This is a genomic window from Nocardioides sp. GCM10027114, from assembly GCF_042659625.1.
Lineage (GTDB): Bacteria > Actinomycetota > Actinomycetes > Propionibacteriales > Nocardioidaceae > Nocardioides.
Map to the genome: position 1 here is coordinate 1 of NZ_JBHSSS010000008.1, position 23,535 is coordinate 23,535.

The 23,535-nt window shown below is 71.8% G+C and carries 22 protein-coding genes; all 22 read right to left on the reverse strand.

Annotated elements, in window-relative coordinates; translation table 11 throughout:
- Nucleotides 1-253: 253 nt before the first annotated feature.
- On the reverse strand, nt 254-1,075 hold the full coding sequence (locus ACFP2E_RS04375; protein WP_378521461.1) for a DUF1206 domain-containing protein: 822 nt from the start codon (nt 1,073-1,075) through the stop codon (nt 254-256).
- A 79-nt stretch (nt 1,076-1,154) separates the two neighbouring features.
- Nucleotides 1,155-1,559 (reverse strand): transcription antitermination factor NusB, encoded by a 405-nt coding sequence (gene nusB, locus ACFP2E_RS04380; RefSeq protein ID WP_378521460.1) that lies wholly within the window; start codon nt 1,557-1,559, stop codon nt 1,155-1,157.
- Nucleotides 1,559-2,122 carry an elongation factor P gene (gene efp / locus ACFP2E_RS04385; protein ID WP_378521459.1) on the reverse strand — a complete coding sequence of 188 codons (564 nt, stop codon included), beginning with the start codon at nt 2,120-2,122 and terminating at the stop codon, nt 1,559-1,561. The genes nusB and efp overlap by 1 nt, the downstream gene beginning before the upstream one ends.
- Before the next feature lie 94 nt (nt 2,123-2,216).
- Entirely contained in the window at nt 2,217-2,669 is a 453-nt protein-coding gene (locus ACFP2E_RS04390) for a type II 3-dehydroquinate dehydratase (RefSeq protein ID WP_378521458.1), read from the reverse strand.
- Nucleotides 2,666-3,775 (reverse strand): 3-dehydroquinate synthase, encoded by a 1,110-nt coding sequence (aroB, locus tag ACFP2E_RS04395; protein ID WP_378521457.1) that lies wholly within the window; start codon nt 3,773-3,775, stop codon nt 2,666-2,668. The genes ACFP2E_RS04390 and aroB overlap by 4 nt, the downstream gene beginning before the upstream one ends.
- On the reverse strand, nt 3,775-4,245 hold the full coding sequence (locus ACFP2E_RS04400; protein WP_378521468.1) for a shikimate kinase: 471 nt from the start codon (nt 4,243-4,245) through the stop codon (nt 3,775-3,777). Before ACFP2E_RS04400 ends, aroB begins: the two co-directional genes overlap by 1 nt.
- Before the next feature lie 44 nt (nt 4,246-4,289).
- On the reverse strand, nt 4,290-5,468 hold the full coding sequence (gene aroC / locus ACFP2E_RS04405; RefSeq protein ID WP_378521456.1) for a chorismate synthase: 1,179 nt from the start codon (nt 5,466-5,468) through the stop codon (nt 4,290-4,292).
- A 40-nt stretch (nt 5,469-5,508) separates the two neighbouring features.
- A complete protein-coding gene (locus tag ACFP2E_RS04410) occupies nt 5,509-6,249 on the reverse strand; it encodes a prepilin peptidase (protein ID WP_378521455.1) in 741 nt (246 codons plus the stop codon).
- The gene (locus ACFP2E_RS04415) at nt 6,242-7,069 is read right to left on the reverse strand and encodes a shikimate dehydrogenase (protein WP_378521454.1); all 828 of its coding nucleotides are present in this window, start codon (nt 7,067-7,069) and stop codon (nt 6,242-6,244) included. The genes ACFP2E_RS04410 and ACFP2E_RS04415 overlap by 8 nt, the downstream gene beginning before the upstream one ends.
- Before the next feature lie 33 nt (nt 7,070-7,102).
- The gene (gene mltG, locus ACFP2E_RS04420) at nt 7,103-8,254 is read right to left on the reverse strand and encodes an endolytic transglycosylase MltG (protein WP_378521453.1); all 1,152 of its coding nucleotides are present in this window, start codon (nt 8,252-8,254) and stop codon (nt 7,103-7,105) included.
- Nucleotides 8,247-8,708 (reverse strand): Holliday junction resolvase RuvX, encoded by a 462-nt coding sequence (gene ruvX / locus ACFP2E_RS04425; RefSeq protein WP_378521452.1) that lies wholly within the window; start codon nt 8,706-8,708, stop codon nt 8,247-8,249. The genes mltG and ruvX overlap by 8 nt, the downstream gene beginning before the upstream one ends.
- Nucleotides 8,708-11,431, reverse strand: a complete 2,724-nt coding sequence (alaS, locus tag ACFP2E_RS04430) for an alanine--tRNA ligase (RefSeq protein WP_378521451.1) — start codon at nt 11,429-11,431, stop codon at nt 8,708-8,710. The genes ruvX and alaS overlap by 1 nt, the downstream gene beginning before the upstream one ends.
- Nucleotides 11,431-11,793 (reverse strand): DUF6167 family protein, encoded by a 363-nt coding sequence (locus tag ACFP2E_RS04435; protein ID WP_378521450.1) that lies wholly within the window; start codon nt 11,791-11,793, stop codon nt 11,431-11,433. Before ACFP2E_RS04435 ends, alaS begins: the two co-directional genes overlap by 1 nt.
- 10 nt (nt 11,794-11,803) lie before the next feature.
- Entirely contained in the window at nt 11,804-12,400 is a 597-nt protein-coding gene (locus ACFP2E_RS04440) for a hypothetical protein (RefSeq protein ID WP_378521449.1), read from the reverse strand.
- Between the two features lie 11 nt (nt 12,401-12,411).
- On the reverse strand, nt 12,412-13,794 hold the full coding sequence (locus ACFP2E_RS04445) for a replication-associated recombination protein A (protein WP_378521448.1): 1,383 nt from the start codon (nt 13,792-13,794) through the stop codon (nt 12,412-12,414).
- Nucleotides 13,795-13,819: 25 nt separating this feature from the next.
- Entirely contained in the window at nt 13,820-14,923 is a 1,104-nt protein-coding gene (locus ACFP2E_RS04450; RefSeq protein WP_378521467.1) for an ABC transporter ATP-binding protein, read from the reverse strand.
- Nucleotides 14,924-15,105: 182 nt separating this feature from the next.
- Nucleotides 15,106-16,209: an ABC transporter ATP-binding protein gene (locus ACFP2E_RS04455; RefSeq protein ID WP_378521447.1), complete on the reverse strand. Its 1,104-nt coding sequence runs from the start codon at nt 16,207-16,209 to the stop codon at nt 15,106-15,108.
- On the reverse strand, nt 16,206-17,213 hold the full coding sequence (locus ACFP2E_RS04460) for an ABC transporter permease (RefSeq protein WP_378521446.1): 1,008 nt from the start codon (nt 17,211-17,213) through the stop codon (nt 16,206-16,208). Before ACFP2E_RS04460 ends, ACFP2E_RS04455 begins: the two co-directional genes overlap by 4 nt.
- 131 nt (nt 17,214-17,344) lie before the next feature.
- A complete protein-coding gene (locus ACFP2E_RS04465) occupies nt 17,345-19,123 on the reverse strand; it encodes an ABC transporter substrate-binding protein (protein WP_378521445.1) in 1,779 nt (592 codons plus the stop codon).
- Between the two features lie 72 nt (nt 19,124-19,195).
- A complete protein-coding gene (locus tag ACFP2E_RS04470; RefSeq protein WP_378521444.1) occupies nt 19,196-20,224 on the reverse strand; it encodes an ABC transporter permease in 1,029 nt (342 codons plus the stop codon).
- Between the two features lie 144 nt (nt 20,225-20,368).
- Nucleotides 20,369-22,186: an aspartate--tRNA ligase gene (gene aspS, locus ACFP2E_RS04475; protein WP_378521443.1), complete on the reverse strand. Its 1,818-nt coding sequence runs from the start codon at nt 22,184-22,186 to the stop codon at nt 20,369-20,371.
- Entirely contained in the window at nt 22,183-23,532 is a 1,350-nt protein-coding gene (gene hisS, locus ACFP2E_RS04480) for a histidine--tRNA ligase (RefSeq protein WP_378521442.1), read from the reverse strand. The genes aspS and hisS overlap by 4 nt, the downstream gene beginning before the upstream one ends.
- Nucleotides 23,533-23,535: the final 3 nt, after the last annotated feature.

Below are 23,535 nucleotides of genomic sequence, written 5' to 3' on the forward strand. Positions count from 1 at the left end.
CGAGGCGCACCGGTCCACGGATCCGCCCGAGCAGTAGCTGCCCCGCCCCACACCCCGCCAGGCCACGCTCGGCGGGGGCAGGGGCATGTCACCGACCCGGTTCCAAGGGTCTCGACGGGCTCGACCCACGTATGGTCGCCGCCCTGCGCACCTCACCGGTTCTCGATGGGCTCGACCACCGTTGGTCACCGCCCTGCACTGGCTGCGGGGGTTTCGAGGCTCGCTCCGCTCGCACCTCAACCACCGGTGGAGGTCAGCGGGAGAGGTGGCGGGCCCGGGCGAAGCAGAAGAGGCCGTAGCAGCCGATACCGAGGGCGATGGCGGCGAGCAGGAACTGGCCGAAGGGCTGCTGGAGCACCTTCTGGAGGGCGACGTCGAGACCGCCGGACTTCTTGGGGTCGTGCGTCATGGCCGCGTAGATGAACAGGCCGCCGACGATCGCGATGGCGATGCCCTTGGCCTGGTAGCCGATCTTGCCGAAGAGCAGGTACGCCGTGCCGGAGTCGCCGCTCTGGCCCTCGTGGGTCAGGTGGTCCTCGACCTTGCCGGTCCAGGCGCGGACGGCGTGGACGACGCCGTAGGCGATGATCCCGAGCCCGACGGCGCCCACGATCCACGTGCCGGCGGGGAGGTCCATCAGCTTCTTGGTGGTGGAGTCCGTGCCACCGCCCTTCGACCCGGCGCCGATCGCGGTCTGCATCGCCGAGACGCCGATGGCGCCATAGATGACGGCCTTGCCGGCGGAGCCCAGCCTCTTGCGGATCCGCTCCTTGTCGTCGCAGTCGCGGTGGCCGACCGACGCCTCGAGGAGCCGCCACGCGACGAGCACGAACATGCCGCCCGCGATCAGCCAGATCAGCAATTCGCCGAACGGCTCCTGCGCCATCCGGTTGAGGGCGCCGTCACTGGACGCCTTGCCGCTGCGGTCACCGAAGGCGAGCTGGAGCGCGATCCACGCGATCACCACGTGCACGACCCCGTAGGTGACGAGCCCGAACCGCACCGCGTGCTCGAACCAGTCGCTCTCGTGTGCCTCGCGCCCTGCCCGCTTCGCCTGGTCCGCCACGTCTCCCATGCGGGTCAGCGTACGGGTGCGCGGTGTGGCCCCACCCGGATGGTGAGTGGGGCCACACCGGCGGGCCCGGTAATCGGGCTCAGAGCGAGGACTTGTTGCGCTGCAGGTTGCCGAGGATGCCGTTGACGAAGGCCGGCGACTCGTCGGTGGAGAGATCCCGCACCAGCGCCATCGCCTCGGTGACGGCGACCGCGTCCGGGACGTCGTCGGCGTACAGCAGCTCGTAGACCCCGAGCCGCAGCACGTTCCGGTCGACCGCGGGCATCCGCGCGAGGGTCCAGCCCTCGGAGTACTGCGTCAGCAGCTCGTCGATCCGGGCCTGGTGCTCGACCACGCCGCGCACCAGCACCGCGGTGTACTCGTTGGTCGGTCCCTCACCCTCGGCGATCGCCCGCTCGAGGGCGTCCACCGGCTTCTCGCCACGGAGCTCGGAGGCGAAGAGGATGTCGAGCGCCCGCTTGCGGGCCTTGGAGCGTGCCGCCATCAGGACTTGACGCGACCGAGGTACGACGAGTCGCGGGTGTCGACCTTGACCTTCTCGCCCTGGCCGACGAACAGCGGGACCTGGATCTGGTGACCGGTCTCGAGGGTGGCCGGCTTGGTGCGGCCGGTCGCGGAGTCTCCCGCGACACCCGGCTCGGTGAAGGTGATCTCGAGCTCGACCGACGCCGGCAGCTCGATGAAGAGGACGCGGCCCTCGTTGGTGGCGATGATGACGTCCTGGTTCTCGAGCAGGAAGTTCTTCGCGTCGCCGACGGTCTCGGGCGCGACCTCGAGCTGCTCGTAGCTCTGGACGTCCATGAAGACGTACGAGTTGCCGTCGTTGTAGAGGTACTGCATCGTGCGGCGGTCGACCGTGGCGGTCTCGACCTTGGTGCCGGCGTTGAAGGTCTTGTCGATGATCTTGTTCGACTCGACGTTCTTCAGCTTGGTACGCACGAACGCCGGGCCCTTGCCGGGCTTGACGTGCTGGAACTCCACGACGGACCAGAGCTGGCCGTCGATGCTGAGAACCATGCCGTTCTTGAGGTCGTTGGTCGATGCCATGCGCGCGTGTCAGCCTTACGTCGGAGTAGCAGGAGAGGGTCCGGACGAGTGCCGGACGTCGGCCGCAGAGTCTATCGCCGCCCGCGCAGAGGTCCTACTCGGAGCCGCCGGCGCCGTGGGCGCCACCGGCGAGGTGCTCCAGCGCCTTGCGGTAGCCCTCGACCCCGAGCCCGGCGATCACCGCGACGGCGTACGGCGTGACGACGGACGTGTGCCGGAACTCCTCGGGCCGCTGCGTCGGGTCGGAGAGGTGCACCTCGACCAGCGGAGCGGTCAGCTGGGCGCAGGCGTCGTGGAGCGCCCACGAGTAGTGGGTCCACGCTCCGGCGTTGAGGACCACCGGGGTCTCGTCGTCGGCGGCCTGGTTGAGCCAGTCGAGCAGGTCGCCCTCGTGATTGGTCTGCCGGACCTCGACGTCGAGGCCCAGGTCGGCGCCCCAGCCGCGGCACAGGTCGGCCAGCTCGGCGTGCGTGGTGGTGCCGTAGATCTCGGGCTGCCGGCGGCCGAGCCGACCCAGGTTGGGGCCGTTGAGCACGAGCACCCTCACGCGGCACCTCCCCGGACCAGGGCGTGCGCCCGGCGCAGGCTCTGCTCCGCCGGCCCGGCGAGCACCCGCGGCTCGGCCAGGTCGGTGAGCACCACGAAGCGCAGCTGCGAGCCCCGCGCCTTCTTGTCGACGCGCATCGCCGCGAGCAGCGTCTCGAAGTCCGCGCCGTCGTACGACGTGGGGAGGCCGACCCGGGCCAGCACCCGGCGGTGCCGCTCGACGACCTCGTCGGGCAGTCCGACCTCGAGGCGCGCCAGCTCCGCGACGAACACGCAGCCGACCGCCACGGCTTCGCCGTGCCGGATCCGGTAGTCCTCCGCGCGCTCGATCGCGTGGCCGAGCGTGTGCCCGTAGTTGAGCACCTCCCGCCCCGGGTGCCCGTCCGCGCCGCCGGTCTCGCGCAGGTCGCCGACCACCACGTCGATCTTGACCCGGATGGCCCGCTCGACGAGCTCGCGCAGCTCGGGCGAGGCCGGGGTCAGTGCGGCCGGGTCGGTCGCCTCGACCAGGTCGAGGATCGCCGGGTCGGCGATGAAGCCGCACTTCACCACCTCGCCGAGGCCGGCGACGAGCTCCTCGCGCGGCAGGCTGTCGAGGAGCGCGAGGTCGCACAGCACCCCGGCAGGCTCGTGAAAGGAGCCCACGAGATTCTTGCCGGCGCGGGTGTTGACGCCGGTCTTGCCGCCGACGGCCGCGTCCACCATGGCGAGCAGCGTCGTCGGCACGTGGACCACACGCACGCCGCGCAGCCAGGTTGCCGCGACGAAGCCGCCGAGGTCGGTGGTGGCGCCACCACCGACGGTCACCACCGCGTCGGAGCGGGTGAACCCGGCGTCGCCGAGCGCCTCCCAGCAGCCGGCCGCCACGCTCGCGGTCTTGGCCTGCTCCCCCGACGGCACGCCCAGCCGGGTCACCTCGTGGGTGCCGGCCAGCGCCTCGAGGACCGGCTTGGCCAGCTCCGGCAGGTCGTCGGGGTGGACGACCGCGACACGCTGCGCGCCGTCCCCGACGAGCCCGGGCAGCCGCGAGAGCAGGTCGCGCCCGACCACCACGTCGTACGGCGAGGCGCCGCCGACGCGCAGCACCGACTCCCCCGTCGCGGCCATCACGACAGCGCCTCCATCACCTCGGCGGCCACGTCCTCCGGGCTGCGGCCGTCGGTGTCGACGACCAGGGTCGCCACGGACTCGTAGACCGGGGTGCGCTCGTCGAGCAGCTGCTTGATGCGGCCGCGGACGTTGCCGAGGAGCAGCGGCCGGGACGTGCCGAGCCCGACGCGCTTCACCGCGTCGGACAGGCCGACCCGCAGGAAGACCACGCGGTGCCCCTGCAGCAGGCCGCGGGTGGCGGGGTCGAGGGCCGCGCCGCCACCCAGCGCCAGCACGCCCTCGTGGGTCGCGAGCGCCTCGGCGACCGCCTTGGCCTCGAGCGCCCGGAAGTGCTCCTCGCCGGAGTCGACGAAGATCTCGGAGACCGTGCGGCCCTCGGCGGCCTCGACGTCGGCGTCGGTGTCGCGGACGGCGACGCCCCACGCCTCGGCGAGCAGGCCCGCGACCGTGGTCTTCCCCGCCCCCATCGGCCCGACGAGCACGGCGCGGGGCCCGGGCTGTCCCTGCCCCGTCACCGGTACCTCAGCGAGTCGAGGTAGGCCTCGGCGTTGCGCCGCGTCTCCTGCAGCGAGTCGCCGCCGAACTTCTCGACGACGGCCTCCGCGAGGACCAGCGCCACCATCGCCTCGGCGACGATGCCGGCGGCCGGCACCGCGCAGACGTCGGAGCGCTGGTGGTGGGCGACAGCCTCCTCGCCGGTCGTGACGTCGACGGTCCGCAGCGCCCGGGGGACGGTCGCGATGGGCTTCATCGCCGCCCGCACCCGGAGCACCTCGCCGGTCGACATGCCGCCCTCGGTGCCACCGGAGCGGCCGCTGGTGCGGCGCAGCCCGTCGTCGGTCGGGACGATCTCGTCGTGGGCCTCGGACCCGGGCGTGGCGGCGAGGGCGAACCCGTCGCCCACCTCGACGCCCTTGATCGCCTGGATGCCCATCAGCGCGCCCGCCAGCCGCGCGTCCAGCCGTCTGTCCCAGTGGACGTGGGAGCCGAGCCCGGGCGGCAGACCGTGGACGACCACCTCGACGACGCCGCCGAGCGTGTCGCCGTCCTTGTGGGCCTGGTCGATGCGCTCGACCATCGCCTTGCTGGCGTCGGGGTCGAGGCAGCGCACCGGGTCGCCGTCGAGCCGCGCCACGTCGTCGGGGCCGGGGACCGAGCCGGCCGGGGCCGGGACGCCGCCGAGCTCGACGACGTGGGAGACGATCCGGGCGCCGACGGCCTGCTCGAGGAAGTTCGAGGCCACCCGGCCGAGCGCCACGCGCGCGGCGGTCTCGCGCGCCGAGGCGCGCTCGAGGACGGGGCGGGCCTCGTCGAAGTCGTACTTCTGCATGCCCACGAGGTCGGCGTGGCCGGGTCGGGGTCGCGTCAGCGCGGCGTTGCGCGCGAGCGACTCGAGCTCGTCGGGGTCGACCGGGTCGGCCGACATCACCTTCTCCCACTTGGGCCACTCGGTGTTGCCGACGAGGACGGCCACCGGGCCGCCCTGCGTCTCGCCGTGGCGGACGCCCCCCAGGATCGAGACCTCGTCCTGCTCGAACTTCATCCGGGCGCCGCGGCCGTAGCCGAGCCGGCGCCGCGCCAGGGAGTCGGCGAGGTCGGAGGTCGTCACCCGGACATGGGCGGGCAGCCCCTCCAGGATCGCGACCAGGGAGGGGCCGTGGGACTCGCCTGCAGTGAGCCAACGCAGCATGGCGCCAGTCTTTCACGCGGGTGTCGCGCCCCGGCGCCGGTCACCCCGTCGCGAGACCGCCGGCCAGCCAGGGCGCCAGGACGACGCCGAGCGCGGCGCCGGCCAGCATCGCCGGGCCGAAGGGGTACGCCGCCTTCAGCAGCCGTCGGTCGCGGCGTACGACGGCGAGGGTGAGGCCGGGGACGGCCAGCAGCAGGAACGGCAGGTAGCTGCCCACCAGCAGCTCGGCCCAGCCGAGGTGGCCCAGCAGGAAGCCGGTGACGGCGGACAGCCGCACGTCGCCGAACCCCATCCCGGCGGCGTGGATCCACCACAGCAGCCAGTAGAAGCAGAACGACGCCACCAGTCCCACGAGGCCCCGCAGCAGCGCGTCGGCCTCCCCGGAGGCCGCGGCCACCGCTCCCGCCAGGACGAGGACGGCGGCCACGCCGGGCAGCACCAGCAGTCGCGGCAGCAGTCGGGTACGCCAGTCGATCCAGGCGAGGACCACGCCGAGCGGGACCAGCGGCACCCACAGCAGCAGGTCGGCCCGCCAGCCGAGGGCCGCGCCGAGCACCGCGCCGACCAGCCCGGCCGCGACGACGAGCCGGACCCGGAGGCCCGGGGTCGCGGCCAGGTCGGCGTAGGGCACCTTGGGGGGCTCGTCGGGCAGGCCGTCGGGCAGGCCGCCGGCGGGCGTGACGGCCGCCGGCTCGGGCAGCGAGGCCACGACGCGCGGCGCCGGAACCGCGAGCAGCGCCGCAGCTCCCGCAGCGACGGCCACCGCCAGCAGGTCAGCCATGCCGTTCCCTCCCGGCGGCGGCCCGCTCCGCCAGCGCCCGCTCCCCCGCCTCCCGCATCACGGCGATTGGCGCCGCCACACCGGTGAACGCCCGGAACTGCAGGGCCGCCTGGTGGACCAGCAGGTCGAGGCCGCCCACGAGCACCCGGTCGCCGGCGGCGGCGGCCAGCGGCGTGGGCCACGGGTCGTAGAGGACCTCGAAGACGACCGGCACGTCCGCGCAGCGGGCGACCAGCGACTCGTCCTGTGCGGAGGCCGGGACGGTGGAGACGACCACGTCGCCCTCGACCGGGTCGTCGGCCAGCCGGCCGACATCGACCCGGGGTGCCGAGGGGTGGGCGGCGACGACCTCCGCGGCCTCGGCGGCGCGCTCGGGCGAGCGCACGAGCAGGCGCACCGTCGTGGCCCCCAGGTCGCACAGCGCGAGACCGGTCGACGCGGCGGTCGCGCCGCCGCCGAGGACCGTCGCCGAGCGCACCGGGCCGTCCCAGCGCTCGCGGACCGCCGCGCGCGCCCCCGGGACGTCGGTGTTGTCCGCGTGCCAGCCGTCGTCGCCGCGGACCAGCGTGTTGGCGCCGCCGGCGAGCACCGCGGTCTCGCTGCGGGCGGTCGCCGCCGCCAGTGCCTCCCGCTTGAGGGGCGCCGTCACCGACAGCCCGCGCCAGTCCTGGTCGAGCCCGTCGACGAAGCCCGCGAGGCCGCCGGCCGGGACCCGGTGGGCCTCGTAGGTCCACGCGAGCCCGAGCGCGTCGTAGCCCGCCCGGTGCAGCACGGGCGACAGCGAGTGGGCGATCGGGTCACCCAGGACGGCACACCTCACCGGCCCCTCCTCGTGACGATCAGGGGCCCGCGGTCAGCAGGCGCCCTCGGACTCGTTCGCGCAATACTCCCGCAGCTCGTTCTTGTACGTGAGGAACTCGTCGTACGTCTCGGCGAACTTCGTCTCGCCGGTCGCGAGGTTGACCGTGACGTAGTAGTACCAACCGCCCTCGGCAGGCTGCACGGCCGCCTGCATCGCCTCCTCGCCGGGAGCCTCGATCGGCCCCGGCGGGAGCCCGGGGTTCTTGTAGGTGTTGTACGGCGAGTCCAGCTCGAGGTCCTCGGTCGTCGGGACCGCGCCGAGCTCCTGGTTCGCCGCGTAGTTGACCGTGGCGTCGATCTGCAGCAGCCCGTTGGTCTCGTCGCCCTCGAGCCGGTTGTAGATCACGCGGGCGATCTTCGGCATGTCGTCGCCGCGTCCCTCGGCCTCGACCAGCGAGGCGATGGTCATCATCTCGTGCGGGGTGAAGCCCAGCGCCTCGGCCCGGGCCTCGAGGTCGACGTCGGCGGCTGCCTGCTCCCACCGCTCGACCATCGCGCGGAGCATGTCGGCCGGCTTGTCCTTCGGACCGAAGGCGTACGTCGAGGGGAACAGGTAGCCCTCCGGGTTGCCGTCCGCGTAGGCGGGCAGCCCGAGCTTCTTCGGGCTGGACAGCACCTTCTCGAACTGGGCGGCGCCGAAGTCGGTCTCGTCCGCGAGGATGTCGACGATGTCGACCACGCGGAGCCCCTCGGGGATCGTGACGCTGTTGGTGACGATGTTCGAGGGGTCGACGAGCACGTCGATCGCGTCGGCCGCGGCCATCTGCTTCTTCAGCTGGTAGAAGCCGACCTGGATGCCGGCGGCGTCGGGGTCGGCGTTCGCGGCCGCGATGCAGGCGTCGACGGAGGCGACGACGTCCTCGTCCTTGAGGCTGCGGCAGATGACCGTGGAGGTGTCCCCCTCCGCCACCTCGACCGTGACCTTCCCCGTGCCGGGCCCGGCGTAGTCCTCGGGGTCGGCGAACCGGTCCTCCACCCACTGGAGGCCCCGGCTCACCGCGATGTAGCCGCCGCCGACCACGATGGCGAGCGCGACGAGGACGGCGATGCAGCCGGGGAGGCCCCGGCGCTTCCGCCGCCGGCCACCGGTCTGGTAGGTCTCCGCTGCCGGTTCCTCGACCGGCACCAGCGGCTCCTCACTCATGCGTCTCCTCGACGATCTCGCCCGGCGCCGCCCCCGACGAGCGCTCGATGTCCAGTGCGTGCTGCAGGATCAGCACCGCGGCCGCCTGGTCGACCACCTCGCGGCGCTTGCTGCCCTTGCGGCCACGGTCGCGCAGCATAGCCTCCGCCGAGACCGTGGTGAGACGCTCGTCGCACAGCCGGACCGGCACCGGCGCCACGCGACGGGCCAGCGCCGCCGCGAACTCGCGCACCTTGGCCGCGGCCGGGCCCTCGCCGCCGGCCAGCGACCGGGGCAGCCCGACGACCACCTCGACCGCGCCCTCCTCGGCGAGGATCTCGGCGATCCGCTTCAGGTCGCCCTTGCCCCGCCGCACGGTCTCCACGGGCGTGGCGAGGAACCCGGACGGGTCGCTGCGCGCGACCCCGATCCGGGCGTCCCCGGGGTCGATCCCGAGGCGGACGCCGGGTCGCATCAGCCGACGGCCCGCGCGACCTCGGTCGACACCAGCGCGAGCGCCTCGTCGATGCGGCTGGCGTCGGTGCCGCCGCCCTGGGCCACGTCGTCCTTGCCGCCGCCGCGGCCGCCGACGAGCGGTCCGACGGCGCCGACGAGCGTATTGGCGGAGATCCCCCTGTCGCGGGCCTCGTCGTTGACGGCGGCGACGACGGCGACCTTGCCGGCGCCCCCCGAGTCCGACTGGGTGCCGATGATGACGACGACGCCCGGCTGGCCCGCAGGCAGCCGGCCGCGCACGTCGAGCGCGAGGGTGCGCACGTCGCCACCACCCGCACCGTCGGCGCGGTGGGCCACGACCTTGACGCCGGAGACGTCGGCCGCGTCGGCGGCCAGCTGGCCGCCCGCGGCGAGCAGCTGGCCGACGCGGATCTTCTCGATCTCCTTCTCGGCGGTCCGCAGCTTCTCGACGATGTCGTTGACCCGCTCGGGCAGCTGCTCCGGGCGCACCTTGAGCGCCTCGGACAGCTGCGCCACCAGGACGTGCTCGCGGGCGAGGAAGCGGTAGGCGTCGCCGCCGACGAGCGCCTCGACGCGGCGTACGCCGGAGCCGATGGAGGACTCGCCGAGCAGCTTGACCACGCCCAGCTGGCCGGAGCGCAGGGCGTGGGTGCCGCCGCACAGCTCGCGGGCCCAGTCGCCGACGGAGATGACCCGCACCTCGTCGCCGTACTTCTCGCCGAACAGCGCCATGGCGCCCGACTTCACCGCCTCCTCCTGGGTCATCACCTCGGCGTGCACGGCCAGGTCGGCGAGGACCAGGTCGTTGACCCGGGCCTCGACGTCCGCCATGACCGAGTGCGGGACCGCGCCGGTGGCGGAGAAGTCGAAGCGGAACCGGCCCGGGGAGTTCTCGGAGCCGGCCTGCGTGGCGGTGTCGCCGAGCGCCTCGCGGAACGCCTTGTGGACCATGTGGGTCGCGGTGTGGGACCGCGAGATCGAGCGGCGCCGCTCGATGTCGACCTTCATCTGGGCCGCCAGGCCGGCGGTGACCTCGCCCGAGATCACCACGGCCTGGTGGACGATGAGGCCGGTCACGGGCGACTGCACGTCGCGGACCTGGAGCAGCGCGCCGTTCTCGAGCTCGATGAGCCCCTCGTCGGCGAGCTGGCCACCGCCCTCGGCATAGAACGGCGTGCGGTCGAGGACGACCTCGACCTCCTCGCCCTCGCGGGCGACGTCGACGACCCCGCCGGCGGTCACGAGGCCACGGACGGCGCCCTCGGTGACGACCTCGGAGTAGCCGGTGAACTCGACCGCCTTGCCGAGGGTGTCGGCCACCGCGCGGTAGGCGCCGGCGTCGCGGTGCTGGCCCTTCTTCGCCTTCGCGTCGGCCTTGGCCCGCTCACGCTGCTCGTTCATCAGCCGGCGGAACTCGCCCTCGTCGACGGAGAGGCCCTGCTCGGCGGCCATCTCGAGGGTGAGGTCGATCGGGAAGCCGTAGGTGTCGTGGAGCGCGAACGCCTTGGCGCCGGAGAGCTGCGCGCCGCCGCCCTGCTTCACCTCGGTGGTGGCGAGGTCGAAGATCGCCGTGCCGGCCCGGAGGGTCGTGCGGAAGGCGTCCTCCTCGGCGAACGCGACGGCGGAGATCCGCTCCCAGTCCTGGTGGAGCTGGGTGTAGGTCTCCCCCATCTTGTCGCGGCTGACGGGCAGCAGCTCGGGCAGCGCGCGGTCCTCGAAGCCGAGAAGCCGCATCGACCGGACGGCGCGGCGCAGCAGCCGGCGCAGGACGTAGCCGCGGGCCTCGTTGCCGGGGGTCACCCCGTCGGAGATCAGCATCATCGACGACCGCACGTGGTCGGCGACGACGCGGAAGCGGACGTCGTCGTCATGGCCCTGCTGTCCGCCGGCGCCGTAGCGGCGGCCGGTGAGCTCCTCGGCCTTCTGGATGACCGGGAACATCACGTCGATCTCGTACATGTTCTCGCGGCCCTGGAGCAGGAACGCGACCCGCTCGAGGCCCATGCCGGTGTCGATGTTCTTCTTCGGCAGCGAGCCGGCGATGTCGAAGTCGGACTTGGACCGCACCGCGCTGAGCTCGTCCTGCATGAAGACGAGGTTCCAGATCTCGAGCAGCCGGTCCTCGAGCTCGACGGGCATGTCCGGCCCGATCTGCGTCGGGTCGAAGTCGGGGCCGTAGGCGCCGCCGCGGTCGTAGAGGATCTCCGAGCACGGGCCACCCGGGCCCGGGACGCCCATCGACCAGTAGTTCTCCTTCTTGCCGAGGCGCAGGATCTTCTCCGCCGGCAGTCCGGTGGCCTTCATCCAGAGCTCGAGCGCCTCCTCGTCCTCGGCGTAGACGCTCGGGTAGAGCCGCGCCTCGTCGAGGCCGAAGCCGCCGTCCTCGTGGGAGCGGGTCACCAGCTCCCAGGCGAGCTCGATCGCCCCGGCCTTGAAGTAGTCGCCGAAGGAGAAGTTGCCGCACATCTCGAAGAACGTGCCGTGCCGCGTCGTCTTGCCGACGTCCTCGATGTCGGGGGTGCGGACGCACTTCTGGACGCTCGTCGCGCGGGCGTACGGCGGCGTCTCCTGGCCCAGGAAGTAGGGCTTGAACGGCACCATGCCGGCGTTGACGAACAACAGGTTGGGGTCGTCGAGCAGCAGCGACGCAGACGGCACCGTCGTGTGGCCGTTGCGCTCGAAGTGAGCGACGAACCTTCGGCGGATCTCCGCGGTGTCCATCAGGTGCTGCCTTCCTCGTCGGGGGTGGGGGTCGAGCCCGGGACCGGGCCGGCCACTGCGTGGGGGGTGCCGTGCTGGCTGCCCGGCTGGCCGACGGGCTGCGGAGCGGCGCCGGCGCGGTGCCGGCCGCCGGCGAGCGCCGGGGCGCCGGAGGGGACCAGGCCGTAGCGCACCCGCAGCTCGGCCTCCTTGTCCGCCTGCCCCTGCGCGACCTCCTCGCGCAGCAGCCGGGCGCCCAGGGTCAGGCCGGACCACCGGTCGCGCAGGCCGTCGGCGGTGAACACCTCAGCGGCGCGGCGTGCCCGCACCACGGCGTAGACGCCGGCGCCGGCGCCGGCCACGAACCACAGACCTCTGCTCATCAGTCGTCCCTCACGCTGCGTGCTCGTCGTCGAGGGTCGCGCGCTGCCGCGCCTCCCAGTCGCGTCGCGCCTCGCGCAGGTCCGCCCGGCGCTGCTTGCGGGCGCGGCGGATCTCGCGGCGGACCTCGAAGCGGACCCGGTTGCGGGTCTCGGGCGCGAGTGCGCGGCGTACGCCGTGGGCCAGCGAGGCAGCCCGGACCACCGTCTCGCGCAGCACGAGGTCGGCGAACAGGGCGCGGTCGATCCCCGGGGCGGCCCCGGTGGTGGCAGGCGTGCCCTGCGCGGGGCGGGCGGGCACGGCGGGCGGCCGGCCGGCGGCGGGCCTCGCCTCCGCCGTGGCCGCCGACAGGTCGAGGTCGGTGATCCGGAGCTCGGTGGCCGCCCGGCGCTCCTCGGCAGCCAGCCGGCGCTGCACCTGGGCGACCTGCGCGCGCAGCGCCGCGGTCTCCGCCCGGGCGGCGGCCAGCTCGAGGCGGTGGCGCGTGCGGGCGCGCAGCAGGGCCAGGCCGAGGACACCCGCCAGCAGCACCGCGCACCCCGCGATCCCGAGGGCGACGGCGACGGTGGACGGGGTCACGGCCGCGCCCCAGGTCCCTTCGTCGATCACAGTGCCCGACCCTATCGCGGTGACTTCCGGCCCCGGACGAGGCGTCGGATGCGCTCCCAGCGCTCCTTGACCGCGGCCTCCGCCCCCAGCGAGGTGGGCTGGTAGTAGCGCGCGTCCGCCACCACGTCGGGCGCGTACTGCTGCTCCGCGATGCCGTAGGGCTCGTCGTGGCTGTAGACGTAGGTCGCGCCGTGCCCGATCTTCTTCGCGCCGGAGTAGTGGGCGTCGCGCAGGTGGGGCGGCACCGGCCCGACCTTGCCGGCGCGGACGTCGGCGCTGGCCGCGTCGATGGCCTTGATGACGGCGTTGGACTTGGGCGCGACCGCCAGCGCGATGGTCGCCTGGGCGAGGTTGAGCCGCGCCTCGGGCATCCCGATCAGCTGCACCGCCTGCGCCGCCGCGACGGCGGTCGTCAGCGCGGTGGGGTCAGCCAGCCCGATGTCCTCGCTCGCGAGGATCACCAGCCGGCGGGCGATGAAGCGGGGGTCCTCCCCCGCCTCGACCATGCGGGCGAGGTAGTGCAGCGCCGCGTCGGCGTCCGAGCCGCGGATCGACTTGATGAAGGCGCTGGTGACGTCGTAGTGCTGGTCGCCCTGCCGGTCGTAGCGCACCGCTGCACGGTCCACCGCCGTCTCCGCCGTGGCGAGGTCGATGGTGGTGGCACCCGTGGCGACCGCGGCCCCGGCCGCGGCCTCGAGGTAGGTCAGCGACCGCCGCGCGTCTCCCCCGGCCAGCCGGACCAGGTGCTCGCGGGCGTCGTCGTCGAGCGTCACCGCCCCCGCGAGCCCCCGCTCGTCGACGAGCGCCTGGTCGATGACCGCACGCACATGGTCGTCGGTGAGCGACTCCAGCCGCAGCAGCAGGCTGCGCGACAGCAGCGGCGAGATGACGGAGAAGAAGGGGTTCTCCGTCGTCGCCGCGACCAGGGTCACCCAGCGGTTCTCGACGCCGGGCAGCAGCGCGTCCTGCTGCGCCTTGCTGAACCGGTGGACCTCGTCCACGAACAGCACTGTCTCCCGGCCGCCGGCGACGAGCTCGGCGCGGGCGGCGTCGATCGCGGCCCGCACCTCCTTGACCCCGGCGGAGACGGCCGAGACCTCCACGAACCGCCGGTCGGTCTGCTGGCTCAGGATCGAGGCGATCGTGGTCTTCCCGGTGCCCGGGGGTCCCCACAGCAGCAGCGACATCGACTGGTCGCCGTCGATGAGACGGCGCAGCGGCGCCCCCTCGGCGCGCAGCTGCTCCTGGCCGATGAGCTCCTCGAGGGTGCGCGGACGCATCCGCACGGCGAGTGGCGCCGCGGCGTGGCCGTACGACGACAGGGACCCGCCGGCGGCCGACGGCGTACCGCCGGCCGCCCGGTCCGTGCCGGGTACGTCGAAGAGCCCGTCCACGACGGTCAGTCCGAGGGCTGCAGGATCAGGCCGAGACCATGGTCCGGCGCTCGACGTCGAACCACTCGTCGTCGAAGCCCGGCCCGGTCGAGACCGGCACCACGGAGGCGCCCGGCTGCGGCGAGCCCTGGGCGTCGACCCCGAGGAGGTCGGACGTCACCGGGGTGGCAGGGTGCTTGCCGAGCTCTCCGGCGAAGTGGCAGGCGACCTTGTGGCGCTTGCCGATCTGCAGCAGCGGCGGCTCGACCTTGGCGCAGATCTCCTGGGCCAGCGAGCAGCGGGTGCGGAACCGGCAGCCCGACGGCGGGTTGATCGGGCTGGGGACGTCGCCCTCCAGCCGGATGCGCTCGCGCCGGCCGCCCACCGCGGCCTGCTTGACGTCCGGCACCGCCGAGAGCAGGGCCTGGGTGTACGGGTGGTGGGCCCGTCCGTAGATGGTGTCCCGGTCGGCGATCTCCACGATCTTGCCGAGGTACATCACCGCGACCTCGGGGCAGAAGTGCCGGACCACGGCCAGGTCGTGCGCGATGAAGAGGAACGCGATGTTGAACTCGGACTGCAGGTCCTGGAGCAGGTTGATCACCTGCGCCTGGATGGAGACGTCGAGCGCGGAGACGGGCTCGTCGGCCACCAGCAGCTTGGGGTTCAGTGTGAGCGCGCGGGCGATGCCGATGCGCTGCCGCTGACCACCCGAGAACTCGTTGGGGTAGCGGTTGTAGTGCTCGGGGTTGAGGCCGACGACCTCGAGGATCTCCTGCACGCGCGACAGGATCTGGTTCTTCGGCACGATGTTGTGCACCGCGAGCGGGGCCCCCACGATCGAGCCCACGGTGTGCCGCGGGTTCAGCGAGGTGTAGGGGTCCTGGAAGATCATCTGGACGTCCTTGCGCAGCGGCTTCAGCTGCCGCGGCGAGAGCTGCGCGAGGTCCTGGCCCTCGAAGTGCATGCTGCCCGCGGTCGGCTTGTAGAGCCGCGTGATCAGGCGTCCGGTGGTCGACTTGCCGCAGCCGGACTCGCCCACGAGTCCGAGCGAGCCGCCCTCGGGGACCTGGAACGAGATGCCGTCGACGGCCTGCACGTGGCCGATGGTGCGGCGCACCACGCCCGAGGACTTCACCGGGAAGTACATCTTGAGGTTCTCGACCTCGAGGACCGGCTTCGCGTCGGGGTCCAGCCGCGAGGCGGCGTGGCCGTGCTCGGCGAGGTCGGCGAACGACGCGCCCTCGGCCGGCTGCTCGCCGTGCTGCTCCTCGACGGCGGCCGGCTCCTGCTCGGCGGCCTCGTCGTGCTTGTCGGTGTTCAGGTCGGACATCAGTGGGTCTCCTCGACCAGGTCGGGGGCGATCTCCGGCAGGATCTCGGCCTCGTAGACGCGGTCCGGGTCGGCGAGGTGGCATCGCTTGAGGTGGCGGGGACCGCGCTGGCCCGGAACGAGCTCCGGGAGCTCGGTCTCGCACAGGCCACCGGGGACCTTGTCCTTGTGGACGCACCGCGGGTTGAAGGAGCACCCCGTCGGCGGGCTGAGCAGGCTGGGCGGGTTGCCGGGGATGGGGATGAGCCGCGCGTCGGTGTCGCCGGTGACGTCCGGGACGCTCGAGAGCAGACCCCACGTGTAGGGCATCTCCGGGTGGGTCAGGATCTCCTTGGTGGAGCCGAACTCCACCGCCCGGCCGGCGTACATCACGAGGACGTCGTCGGCCATCTCGGCGATGACGCCGAGGTCGTGGGTGATGATGATGATCGCGGAGTTGAACTCGCGCTGGAGGTCCTGCAGCAGGTCGAGGATCTGCGCCTGCACCGTCACGTCGAGGGCCGTGGTCGGCTCGTCGGCGATGAGGAGCGACGGGTCGTTGATGAGGCCCATCGCGATCATCGCGCGCTGCCGCATGCCGCCGGAGAACTGGTGCGGGAAGTCGTCGACGCGGCGGTCGGGCTGCGGGATGCCGACGCGGTCGAGCATCTCGATGGCCTTGCGACGCGCGTCGCGCTTGCTCGCCTTCGGGTGGTGCACGAGGTACGCCTCGGCGAGCTGGTCACCGACCTTGTAGAAGGGGTGCAGGGCCGCCAGGGCGTCCTGGAAGATCATCGACATGGCGTTGCCGCGGAGCTTGCGCATCCGCTGCTCGGAGAGCCCGATGACCTCCGTGCCGTCGACCCGGATGGAGCCGGTGATCCGGCTCGACCTCGCGTCGTGCAGCCCGAGGACCGCCAGGCTGGAGACCGACTTGCCGGAGCCGGACTCCCCCACGATGCCGAGCGTCTTGCCCTTCTCGACGGAGTAGCTGAGGCCGGAGACGGCGGTGACGAGGCCGTCCTCGGTGGGGAACTTGACCGTGAGGTCCTCGACGGCCAGGAACGGCTCGCCGGTGGCGCCCGCGGTGGTCGACGCGGGCACGGTGCTGGTCTGCTCGGTCACGAAAGCCTCACCCTCGGGTCCAGGACGCTGTAGACGACGTCGACGATCAGGTTGCTGATGATCAGCGCAGCGGCGCCGAAGATCGCCGTGGCCATGACCACGGGCAGGTCGCGGGCGTTGACCGCCTCCAGCGTCCAGAAGCCGATACCGTCGATGTTGAAGATGCGCTCGGTGAAGATCGTGCCTGCCAGCAGGGTGCCGAAGTCGATACCGAAGATGGTGACGACCGGGACCAGGGCGGCGCGCAGGCCGTGCTTGTAGACCACTGTCCGTGGCGGCAGGCCCTTGGCCTTGGCGGTCCGGATGTAGTCCTCGTTCAGCGCCTCGACCATGGCACCGCGGGTGTAGCGGGTGTACTGGGTGCAGCCGAAGATGCCCAGCGCGATCCAGGCGAGCGCCATGCCGGAGAACCACTTGGCGGGGTTATCGGTGATCGGGAAGTAGCCGGTGTCACTGAAGAAGGGGACCTCGAAGATCACCGTGAGGTAGAGCCAGGTGAGCAGCGCGAAGAGGTAGTACGGGATGGAGCTGATGGTGAGGAAGCTCGACACGAGCGCCTTGTCGGCGACGGTGCCTCGTCGGCGGGCGGCGGCCACGCCGATGGGGACTCCCATCAGCAGGTAGAGCCCCGCACCTCCGATCGCGACGGAGAAGGTGGCAGGGAGCCGTTCCTTCATCTCGGACCACACCGGGGCCTTGGTCCGGAAGGAGTACCCCAGGCAGGGAGCGGCGCAGTCGTAGGTCGTGGCGCCGATGGAGATGTCGCGACCGACGGCGACACCCTTCATGAACTTGCCGTACTCGACGTAGACGGGGTTGTCGTACCCGAGGGAGCGCTCGTAGCGCTCGAGGCGCTCGGGGGTGCACCGGTTGCTGGTCTCACGGTCACAGATCGGCTGGGCTGGGCTCGAGGGCCCGAACCAGAACAGCGCGAAGATCGCCATCGAGACCAGGGCGATCACCACGACACCGGCAAGCGCGCGCTTGACGACATACGCGAACATCAGGGCTCTTCTCTGGGGTGGGAGTCGAACAGGCCGCTGTCGGCCCAAGGTGGGGACCCCCGGCTGTGGCCGGGAGCCCCCACCTCTTGGACTTACTTCAGGTGGTGCATCGGATCAGCGTAGGACGCCGATCACTGCATCACGTAGAGGCCCTTGTAGTAAGGGGCTCCGATGGAACCGTCGCCGACGCCGTAGCCGATCTTCGAACCGAAGACGAACAGGTCGTTGCGGAAGGCGGTCGGGATGATCGGGAAGTACTCGGTCCCGATCTTCTCGTCCAGGGCACCCCACGCGTCAGCCTGCTCGTCGAGCGGGAGCTCGGTGACGATGCGGTCCATCTCCTCGTTGATCTCAGCCTCGTCGAAGAACGAGGTGTTGTAGACAGCGCCACCCTTGGTGAGCGGCGGGACCATGGTCAGACCGGACGGCCAGTCCGAGCACCAGTTCACGCCACGCAGGTTGAGCTGCTTGTTGATCTTGTTGTCGGGGTCGAGCCAGATGTTGTACGGCGAGTCCTGGACCGGGATGCCCTTGACGGAGAACCCGGACTCCTCGAGGCCCTTCTCGATCTGCTTCTGCGCGGCGACCGCGTTCGGGTCGACCTCGTAGTAGACCATCGTGATCTGGTAGGGCTCGTCGCCGTAGCCGGCCTCGGCCAGGAGCTCCTTGGCCTTCTCCGGGTTGTACTCGAACTGCTCGCCGTCCGCGAAGTACTCCTTCTTGCCGGCCATGCCCGGGGGCATGATCGAGTTCGCGGGGACGCGGGTCACGCCGGGGACCTCACCGCTGGCGAGCCAGACGTCGGTGTAGGGGTAGGCGTAGGCGAGGGCCTTGCGCACCTCGATCTCGGTGATCTTGGTGTAGTCGGGCGACCAGAAGCTGGTGCACTGCGACGACTGCTGCACGAGGCGGTCACCGAGCTCGCTGTTGGCGCGCTCGTAGTTGTTCGAGCCGATGGCGGTCGACACCGAGGTCTGCGACTCGGTGTTGTCGCTCAGCATGATCTGGTCGACCTGGGCCTGGTCCTGGTTGAACTTGAAGACCCACTTGTCGGCGTACTGGTGACGCGCCGGGTCGGAGTCCGGGTTCCACTGGTCGTTCTTGACCAGCACCAGCTCCTCGCCCGGGCGGAACGAGTCGACCTTGTAGGGACCGTTGGCCAGGATCGTCTGTGCGCCGTAGTTCGGCGGCTGGCTGGCCTTGCCCAGCGGGGCCGGGCCGATCGCCATGAAGGCGCCCCAGTAGTCCATGTCCGGGAACGGCTTGGCCATCTTGATGGTCACGTCGGACCCGTTGACCTCGACGCCGCCCCAGTCGGAGCAGTCCTCGTCCTTGCCGGTGTAGGGGCCCTTGTACTCGCCCGCACCGAAGAAGTAGGTCTGGGAGTACTCGGTGCCCGGACCCGACGGGAACTGGTCGGAGTCCATCGACCGGCAGATGCCCCAGGCGACCTCCTCGGCCGTCACGGGCTCGCCGTTCTCCCACGTGGCGTCGTCACGGATGGTGAAGGTCCACTCCGTGTAGTCCTCGTTGGCGGTGCCCAGGTCGGTCGCGAGGTCCGGGACCAGGATCATGCTGCCGGTCTCGGGGTCGCGGTAGTACTGGGTCAGCGAGCGGCTCGTGAGCGCCTGCTGGATCGAGTTGCCGGTCACGGACCAGCCACCCGTCGGGTCGATGTTGTCCGGACCCGGGTCGCCGGGGAGGAAGACCGTGATGGTCCCGCCCGACTCGGCGCCCTCGATCTCGGGGGCCGGGCCCTGCATCTCCTCGTCCTTGGCAACGTCGGCCGCGGCCGTGAACGTCTTGTCGCTGCCCGGACCGTCGTCACCGCTGTCCGACCCGCCGCCGCATGCAGCGAGGGTGAACAGCGCAGCACCGGCGACTACCGCCAGCGGCTTGCTCCGTCTCATTGTCCAGCCTTTCGTCATCTTCATTTCGTGCCCACGAGGAGAGCCGTGGGCAACGTCAGGGGAAGAGCGGCGTCAGCGCCGCGTCTTCGGGTCGAGGGCGTCGCGGATCGCGTCGCCCAGCAGGTTGAGCGCCAGCACCAGGGCGACGATGCCGAGGAGCGGCTGCCACAGGTAGAGCGGGTAGCTCTCGAAGTACGGCACGGCCTTGAGGATCGTCTGGCCCCACGACGGGATCGTCGTCACGCCGATGCCGAGGAAGGCCAGGCCGGCCTCCAGCGCCACGAAGGCGGGCAGCATCAGCGACACGGCCACCACGATCGGCGCGGCGAGGTTCGGCAGCAGCTCCTTGACGAGGATCCGCCGGGTCGGCATCCCCATCACGCGGGCGGCCTGGATGAACTCGCGCTCGCGCAGCGACAGCACCTCACCGCGGATGAGACGGGCAACGCCCATCCAGCCGAAGATCGCGAGCACGGCCACGAGGTTCCAGAACTGGATCCGGCCGTAGTTGTCGCTCGCCGCGAACCGCTCGTTGATGATCGGCGCGATCGTGAGCGCCGCCAGCAGGAACGGGACCGTGAGGAACAGGTCGATCACGAAGGAGAAGATCTTGTCGACCACGCCGCCGAGGAACCCGGCGGTGAGGCCGACCAGCACGCCGGTGATGGACGCGATCAGCGTGGCCATGCCCGCGATCGACAGCGAGGTACGGCAGCCGTAGACCCAGTAGGCGAGGTTGTCGTCAGCCGTCTGCGGCGCGATACCGAACGGGTGCTCCATCGTGAAGCCGCCGTTGGGCGGGCCGTACTCGGGCAGCGGCAGGCCGCCGCCGAGGGTGTCGAGGAACTGGCTGGGGAACACGGTGTCGGTGCTGACACCGAAGACCTTCGCGATGACCCCGGCGAAGACGGCGACCAGCACGAAGAACAGCACCACGATCGCGCACACGACGGCGATCTTGTCCTTGGCCAGACGGCCGAGGGCGATCCGCATCGGCGACTTGCCGGTGATCGACTTGGCCTTCTTGCTGGTGGGGTCCGGCGGCGGCGCCTCGTCGCTCAGGTGACCCAGGGTCTCGGGTCCGGCAGTCTGTGCCGACATGCTCACCTTCTCTGCCTTCAGGCCCGGGGTGTTCCAGGCCACTTGCGTGTGCGCCGAGACGGGACTCTATGTGACGGTGCGCGGACGCACGATCACCTGCGCGTAACGATCTGGTCTCGGCACCCGGTCGCCACGTGGGGCACGTCACTCCTGGGCGGGGTCCCCCGCGGGAGCCGCCTCGGAGGCCCCCGGCTGGACCGGCTTGACCGGCTGGGCGTCCACGCCGGCCTCCTTGCGCTGCTGCGTGGTGATCGGCGCCGGGGCGGCCGTCAGCGGGTCGAACCCGCCGCCCGACTTGGGGAAGGCGATGACGTCGCGGATCGAGTCGCTGCCGGCGAGCAGCGCAACGATCCGGTCCCAGCCGAAGGCGATGCCGCCGTGCGGCGGGGCGCCGTACTTGAAGGCCTCGAGGAGGAAGCCGAACTTCTCCTGCGCCTCGTCCTCGTCGATGCCCATGATCGAGAAGACGCGCTTCTGGACGTCCTCGCGGTGGATACGGATGGAGCCGCCACCGATCTCGTTGCCGTTGCAGACGATGTCGTAGGCCCACGCCAGGGCGTTGCCGGGGTCCTGGTCGAAGCCGTCGAGGTCCTGCGGCGCGGTGAACGCGTGGTGGACCGCGGTCCAGGCGCCGCTGCCGACGGCCACGTCGCCCGCGGCGGTGGCCTCGTCGGCGGGCTCGAAGAGCGGGGCGTCGACGACCCACAGGAAGGCCCAGGCGGACTCGTCGATCAGGTCGCAGCGGCGACCGATCTCGAGCCGCGCGGCACCGAGCAGGGCGCGGCTGGCCTTGACCGGGCCGGCCGCGAAGAAGACGCAGTCGCCCGGCTGGGCGCCCACGTGGGCGGCGAGGCCGGCGCGCTCCTCCTCGGAGAGGTTCTTGGCGACGGGACCGCCGAGCTCGCCGTCCTCCTGGACGAGGACGTAGGCGAGGCCGCGCGCGCCGCGCTGCTTGGCCCACTCCTGCCAGGCATCGAGCTGCTTGCGGGGCTGGCTCGCTCCCCCGGGCATGACGACGGCGCCGACGTAGGGCGCGTTGTCAGGGGAGAAGACGCGGAAGGGGGTGTTTCGGAAGAATTCCGTGCAGTCGACGAGCTCCTGGCCCATCCGCAGGTCGGGCTTGTCGGTGCCGTAGCGCGCCATCGCCTCGGCGTACGTCATCCGCGGCAGCGGGGTCGGCACGTCGTGGCCGATGAGCTTCCACAGCGCGACCAGGATCTCCTCGGCGACGCCGATGACGTCGTCCTGGTCGACGAAGCTCATCTCGATGTCGAGCTGGGTGAACTCCGGCTGCCGGTCGGCGCGGAAGTCCTCGTCGCGGTAGCAGCGCGCGATCTGGTAGTAGCGCTCCATGCCGGCCACCATGAGCAGCTGCTTGAACAGCTGCGGGCTCTGCGGCAGGGCGTACCAGCTGCCGGGCTGGAGCCGGGCCGGCACCAGGAAGTCACGGGCGCCCTCGGGGGTCGACCGGGTCAGGGTCGGGGTCTCGATCTCCACGAAGTCGTGGGCGTCGAGCACGTCGCGGGCCGCCTTGTTGACGCGGGAGCGCAGCCGCAGCGCCTCGTTGGGGCCGGAGCGGCGCAGGTCGAGGTAGCGGTGCCTGAGCCGGGCCTCCTCCCCCACCTCGAGGTGCTCGTCGATCGGGAACGGCAGCGGCGCCGAGGCGCTGAGCACCTCGACGTCGGCGGCGATGACCTCGATCTCGCCGCTCGGCAGGTTCGGGTTCGCGTTCCCCTCGGGCCGGAGGCTGACCTCACCGGTCACCTTGAGGCAGTACTCGTTGCGGAGGCTGTGGGCCACCGCCTCGTCCCGGACCACGACCTGGACGACCCCGCTGGCCTCGCGGAGGTCGAGGAAGGCCACGCCCCCGTGGTCCCGTCGGCGGGCGACCCACCCGGCGAGGGTCACGGTCTGCCCGGCGTGGGCGGCGCGGAGGGCGCCGGCGTCATGGGTGCGGATCACTGCTTCTTCTCCTTGGCAACGACCTGCGGTCGCAGGTCCTCGGTGGGTGGTGTCCAGGCGGCGGGGTCGGCCTCGACCTGCTCGCCTGAGCGGATGTCCTTGACCTGGTGGGCGCCGTCGGCCTGGGGGAACCAGACGAACGGGATGCCGCGTCGCTCGGCGTACCGGATCTGCTTGCCGAACTTCTGGGGCGAGGGGGCCACCTCGCAGGGGATGCCGCGGGCCCGCAGCGCCCCGGCCACGGCCTCGCTGGCCGGGCGGGACTCGTCGTCGACGAGGGCGACCACGACGGCGCTGGGCACCTTGCGGCTGGCCGCCAGCCCGGTGCGGGCCATCAGCGAGACGACCACGCGGCTGACCCCGAGCGAGATGCCGACGCCGGGGTAGGTGGACCGGCCGTCGGAGGCCAGCGCGTCGTACCGCCCGCCGGAGCAGATGGAGCCCAGCGACTCGTAGCCGTCGAGGCGGGTCTCGAACACGGTGCCGGTGTAGTAGTCGAGGCCGCGGGCGATCGAGAGGTCGGCCTCGACCCGGACCCGGCCGGACACCAGGTCGGCGCACGAGGTGACCAGGGCGGAGAGCTCCGCGAGGCCCTCGTCGAGCAGCTCGTGCTCGACGCCGAGGTCGCGCACGGCCGCGACGAAGGAGTCGTCGGTCGCGCGGATCGTCGCGAGCTTGAGCACGCGGTCGGCGGTCGCCGCGTCGTTCCCGGCCTCCTCGACCAGCATCGTGCGGACCTTGTCGACCGGCAGCTTGTCGAGCTTGTCCACCAGGCGCATGACCTCATCGGTGTCGGCGATGCCGAGACCGGCGTAGAAGCCCTGGATCAGCTTGCGGTTGTTGACCTGTAGCCGGAACGCCGGCAGGAAGTCGAGCCGTCCGAGGGCGTCGACCATCACCCGGGTGACCTCGACGTCGTGGTGGAACGGCAGCGCGTCGCGGCCGATGATGTCGATGTCGGCCTGGGTGAACTCCCGGTAGCGCCCCTCCTGGGGGCGCTCCCCCCGCCATGCCTTCTGGATCTGGTAGCGCCGGAAGGGGAACTCCAGCTTGCCGGCGTTCTCCAGGACGTAGCGCGCGAACGGCACCGTCAGGTCGAAGTGCAGGCCGATGCCGGCGTGGCCCTCGGCCGACTCCTCGTGGAGCCGCCGCAGGAGGTAGACCTCCTTCGAGGTGTCTCCCTTGCGCAGCAGCTGGTCGAGCGGCTCGACGGCCCGGGTCTCGATGCCGGCGAAGCCGTGCAGCTCGAAGGTGTTGCGCAGCGTGTCGACGACCTGCTGCTCGACGAAGCGCTGCTCGGGGAGCAGCTCGGGGAACCCGCTGAGCGGGGTGGGCTTGGCGTTCATGGG

Coding starts and splice junctions, on each gene's coding strand:
- ACFP2E_RS04375 (WP_378521461.1), bottom strand. CDS start 1,075: ATGGGAGACGTGGCGGACCAGGCGAAGCGGGCAGGGCGCGAGGCACAC.
- nusB (WP_378521460.1), bottom strand. CDS start 1,559: ATGGCGGCACGCTCCAAGGCCCGCAAGCGGGCGCTCGACATCCTCTTC.
- efp (WP_378521459.1), bottom strand. CDS start 2,122: ATGGCATCGACCAACGACCTCAAGAACGGCATGGTTCTCAGCATCGAC.
- aroB (WP_378521457.1), bottom strand. CDS start 3,775: ATGGCCGCGACGGGGGAGTCGGTGCTGCGCGTCGGCGGCGCCTCGCCG.
- ACFP2E_RS04400 (WP_378521468.1), bottom strand. CDS start 4,245: ATGGGGGCGGGGAAGACCACGGTCGCGGGCCTGCTCGCCGAGGCGTGG.
- aroC (WP_378521456.1), bottom strand. CDS start 5,468: ATGCTGCGTTGGCTCACTGCAGGCGAGTCCCACGGCCCCTCCCTGGTC.
- ACFP2E_RS04410 (WP_378521455.1), bottom strand. CDS start 6,249: ATGGCTGACCTGCTGGCGGTGGCCGTCGCTGCGGGAGCTGCGGCGCTG.
- mltG (WP_378521453.1), bottom strand. CDS start 8,254: ATGAGTGAGGAGCCGCTGGTGCCGGTCGAGGAACCGGCAGCGGAGACC.
- ruvX (WP_378521452.1), bottom strand. CDS start 8,708: ATGCGACCCGGCGTCCGCCTCGGGATCGACCCCGGGGACGCCCGGATC.
- alaS (WP_378521451.1), bottom strand. CDS start 11,431: ATGGACACCGCGGAGATCCGCCGAAGGTTCGTCGCTCACTTCGAGCGC.
- ACFP2E_RS04435 (WP_378521450.1), bottom strand. CDS start 11,793: ATGAGCAGAGGTCTGTGGTTCGTGGCCGGCGCCGGCGCCGGCGTCTAC.
- ACFP2E_RS04450 (WP_378521467.1), bottom strand. CDS start 14,923: ATGTACTTCCCGGTGAAGTCCTCGGGCGTGGTGCGCCGCACCATCGGC.
- ACFP2E_RS04460 (WP_378521446.1), bottom strand. CDS start 17,213: ATGTTCGCGTATGTCGTCAAGCGCGCGCTTGCCGGTGTCGTGGTGATC.
- ACFP2E_RS04465 (WP_378521445.1), bottom strand. CDS start 19,123: ATGAGACGGAGCAAGCCGCTGGCGGTAGTCGCCGGTGCTGCGCTGTTC.
- ACFP2E_RS04470 (WP_378521444.1), bottom strand. CDS start 20,224: ATGTCGGCACAGACTGCCGGACCCGAGACCCTGGGTCACCTGAGCGAC.
- hisS (WP_378521442.1), bottom strand. CDS start 23,532: ATGAACGCCAAGCCCACCCCGCTCAGCGGGTTCCCCGAGCTGCTCCCC.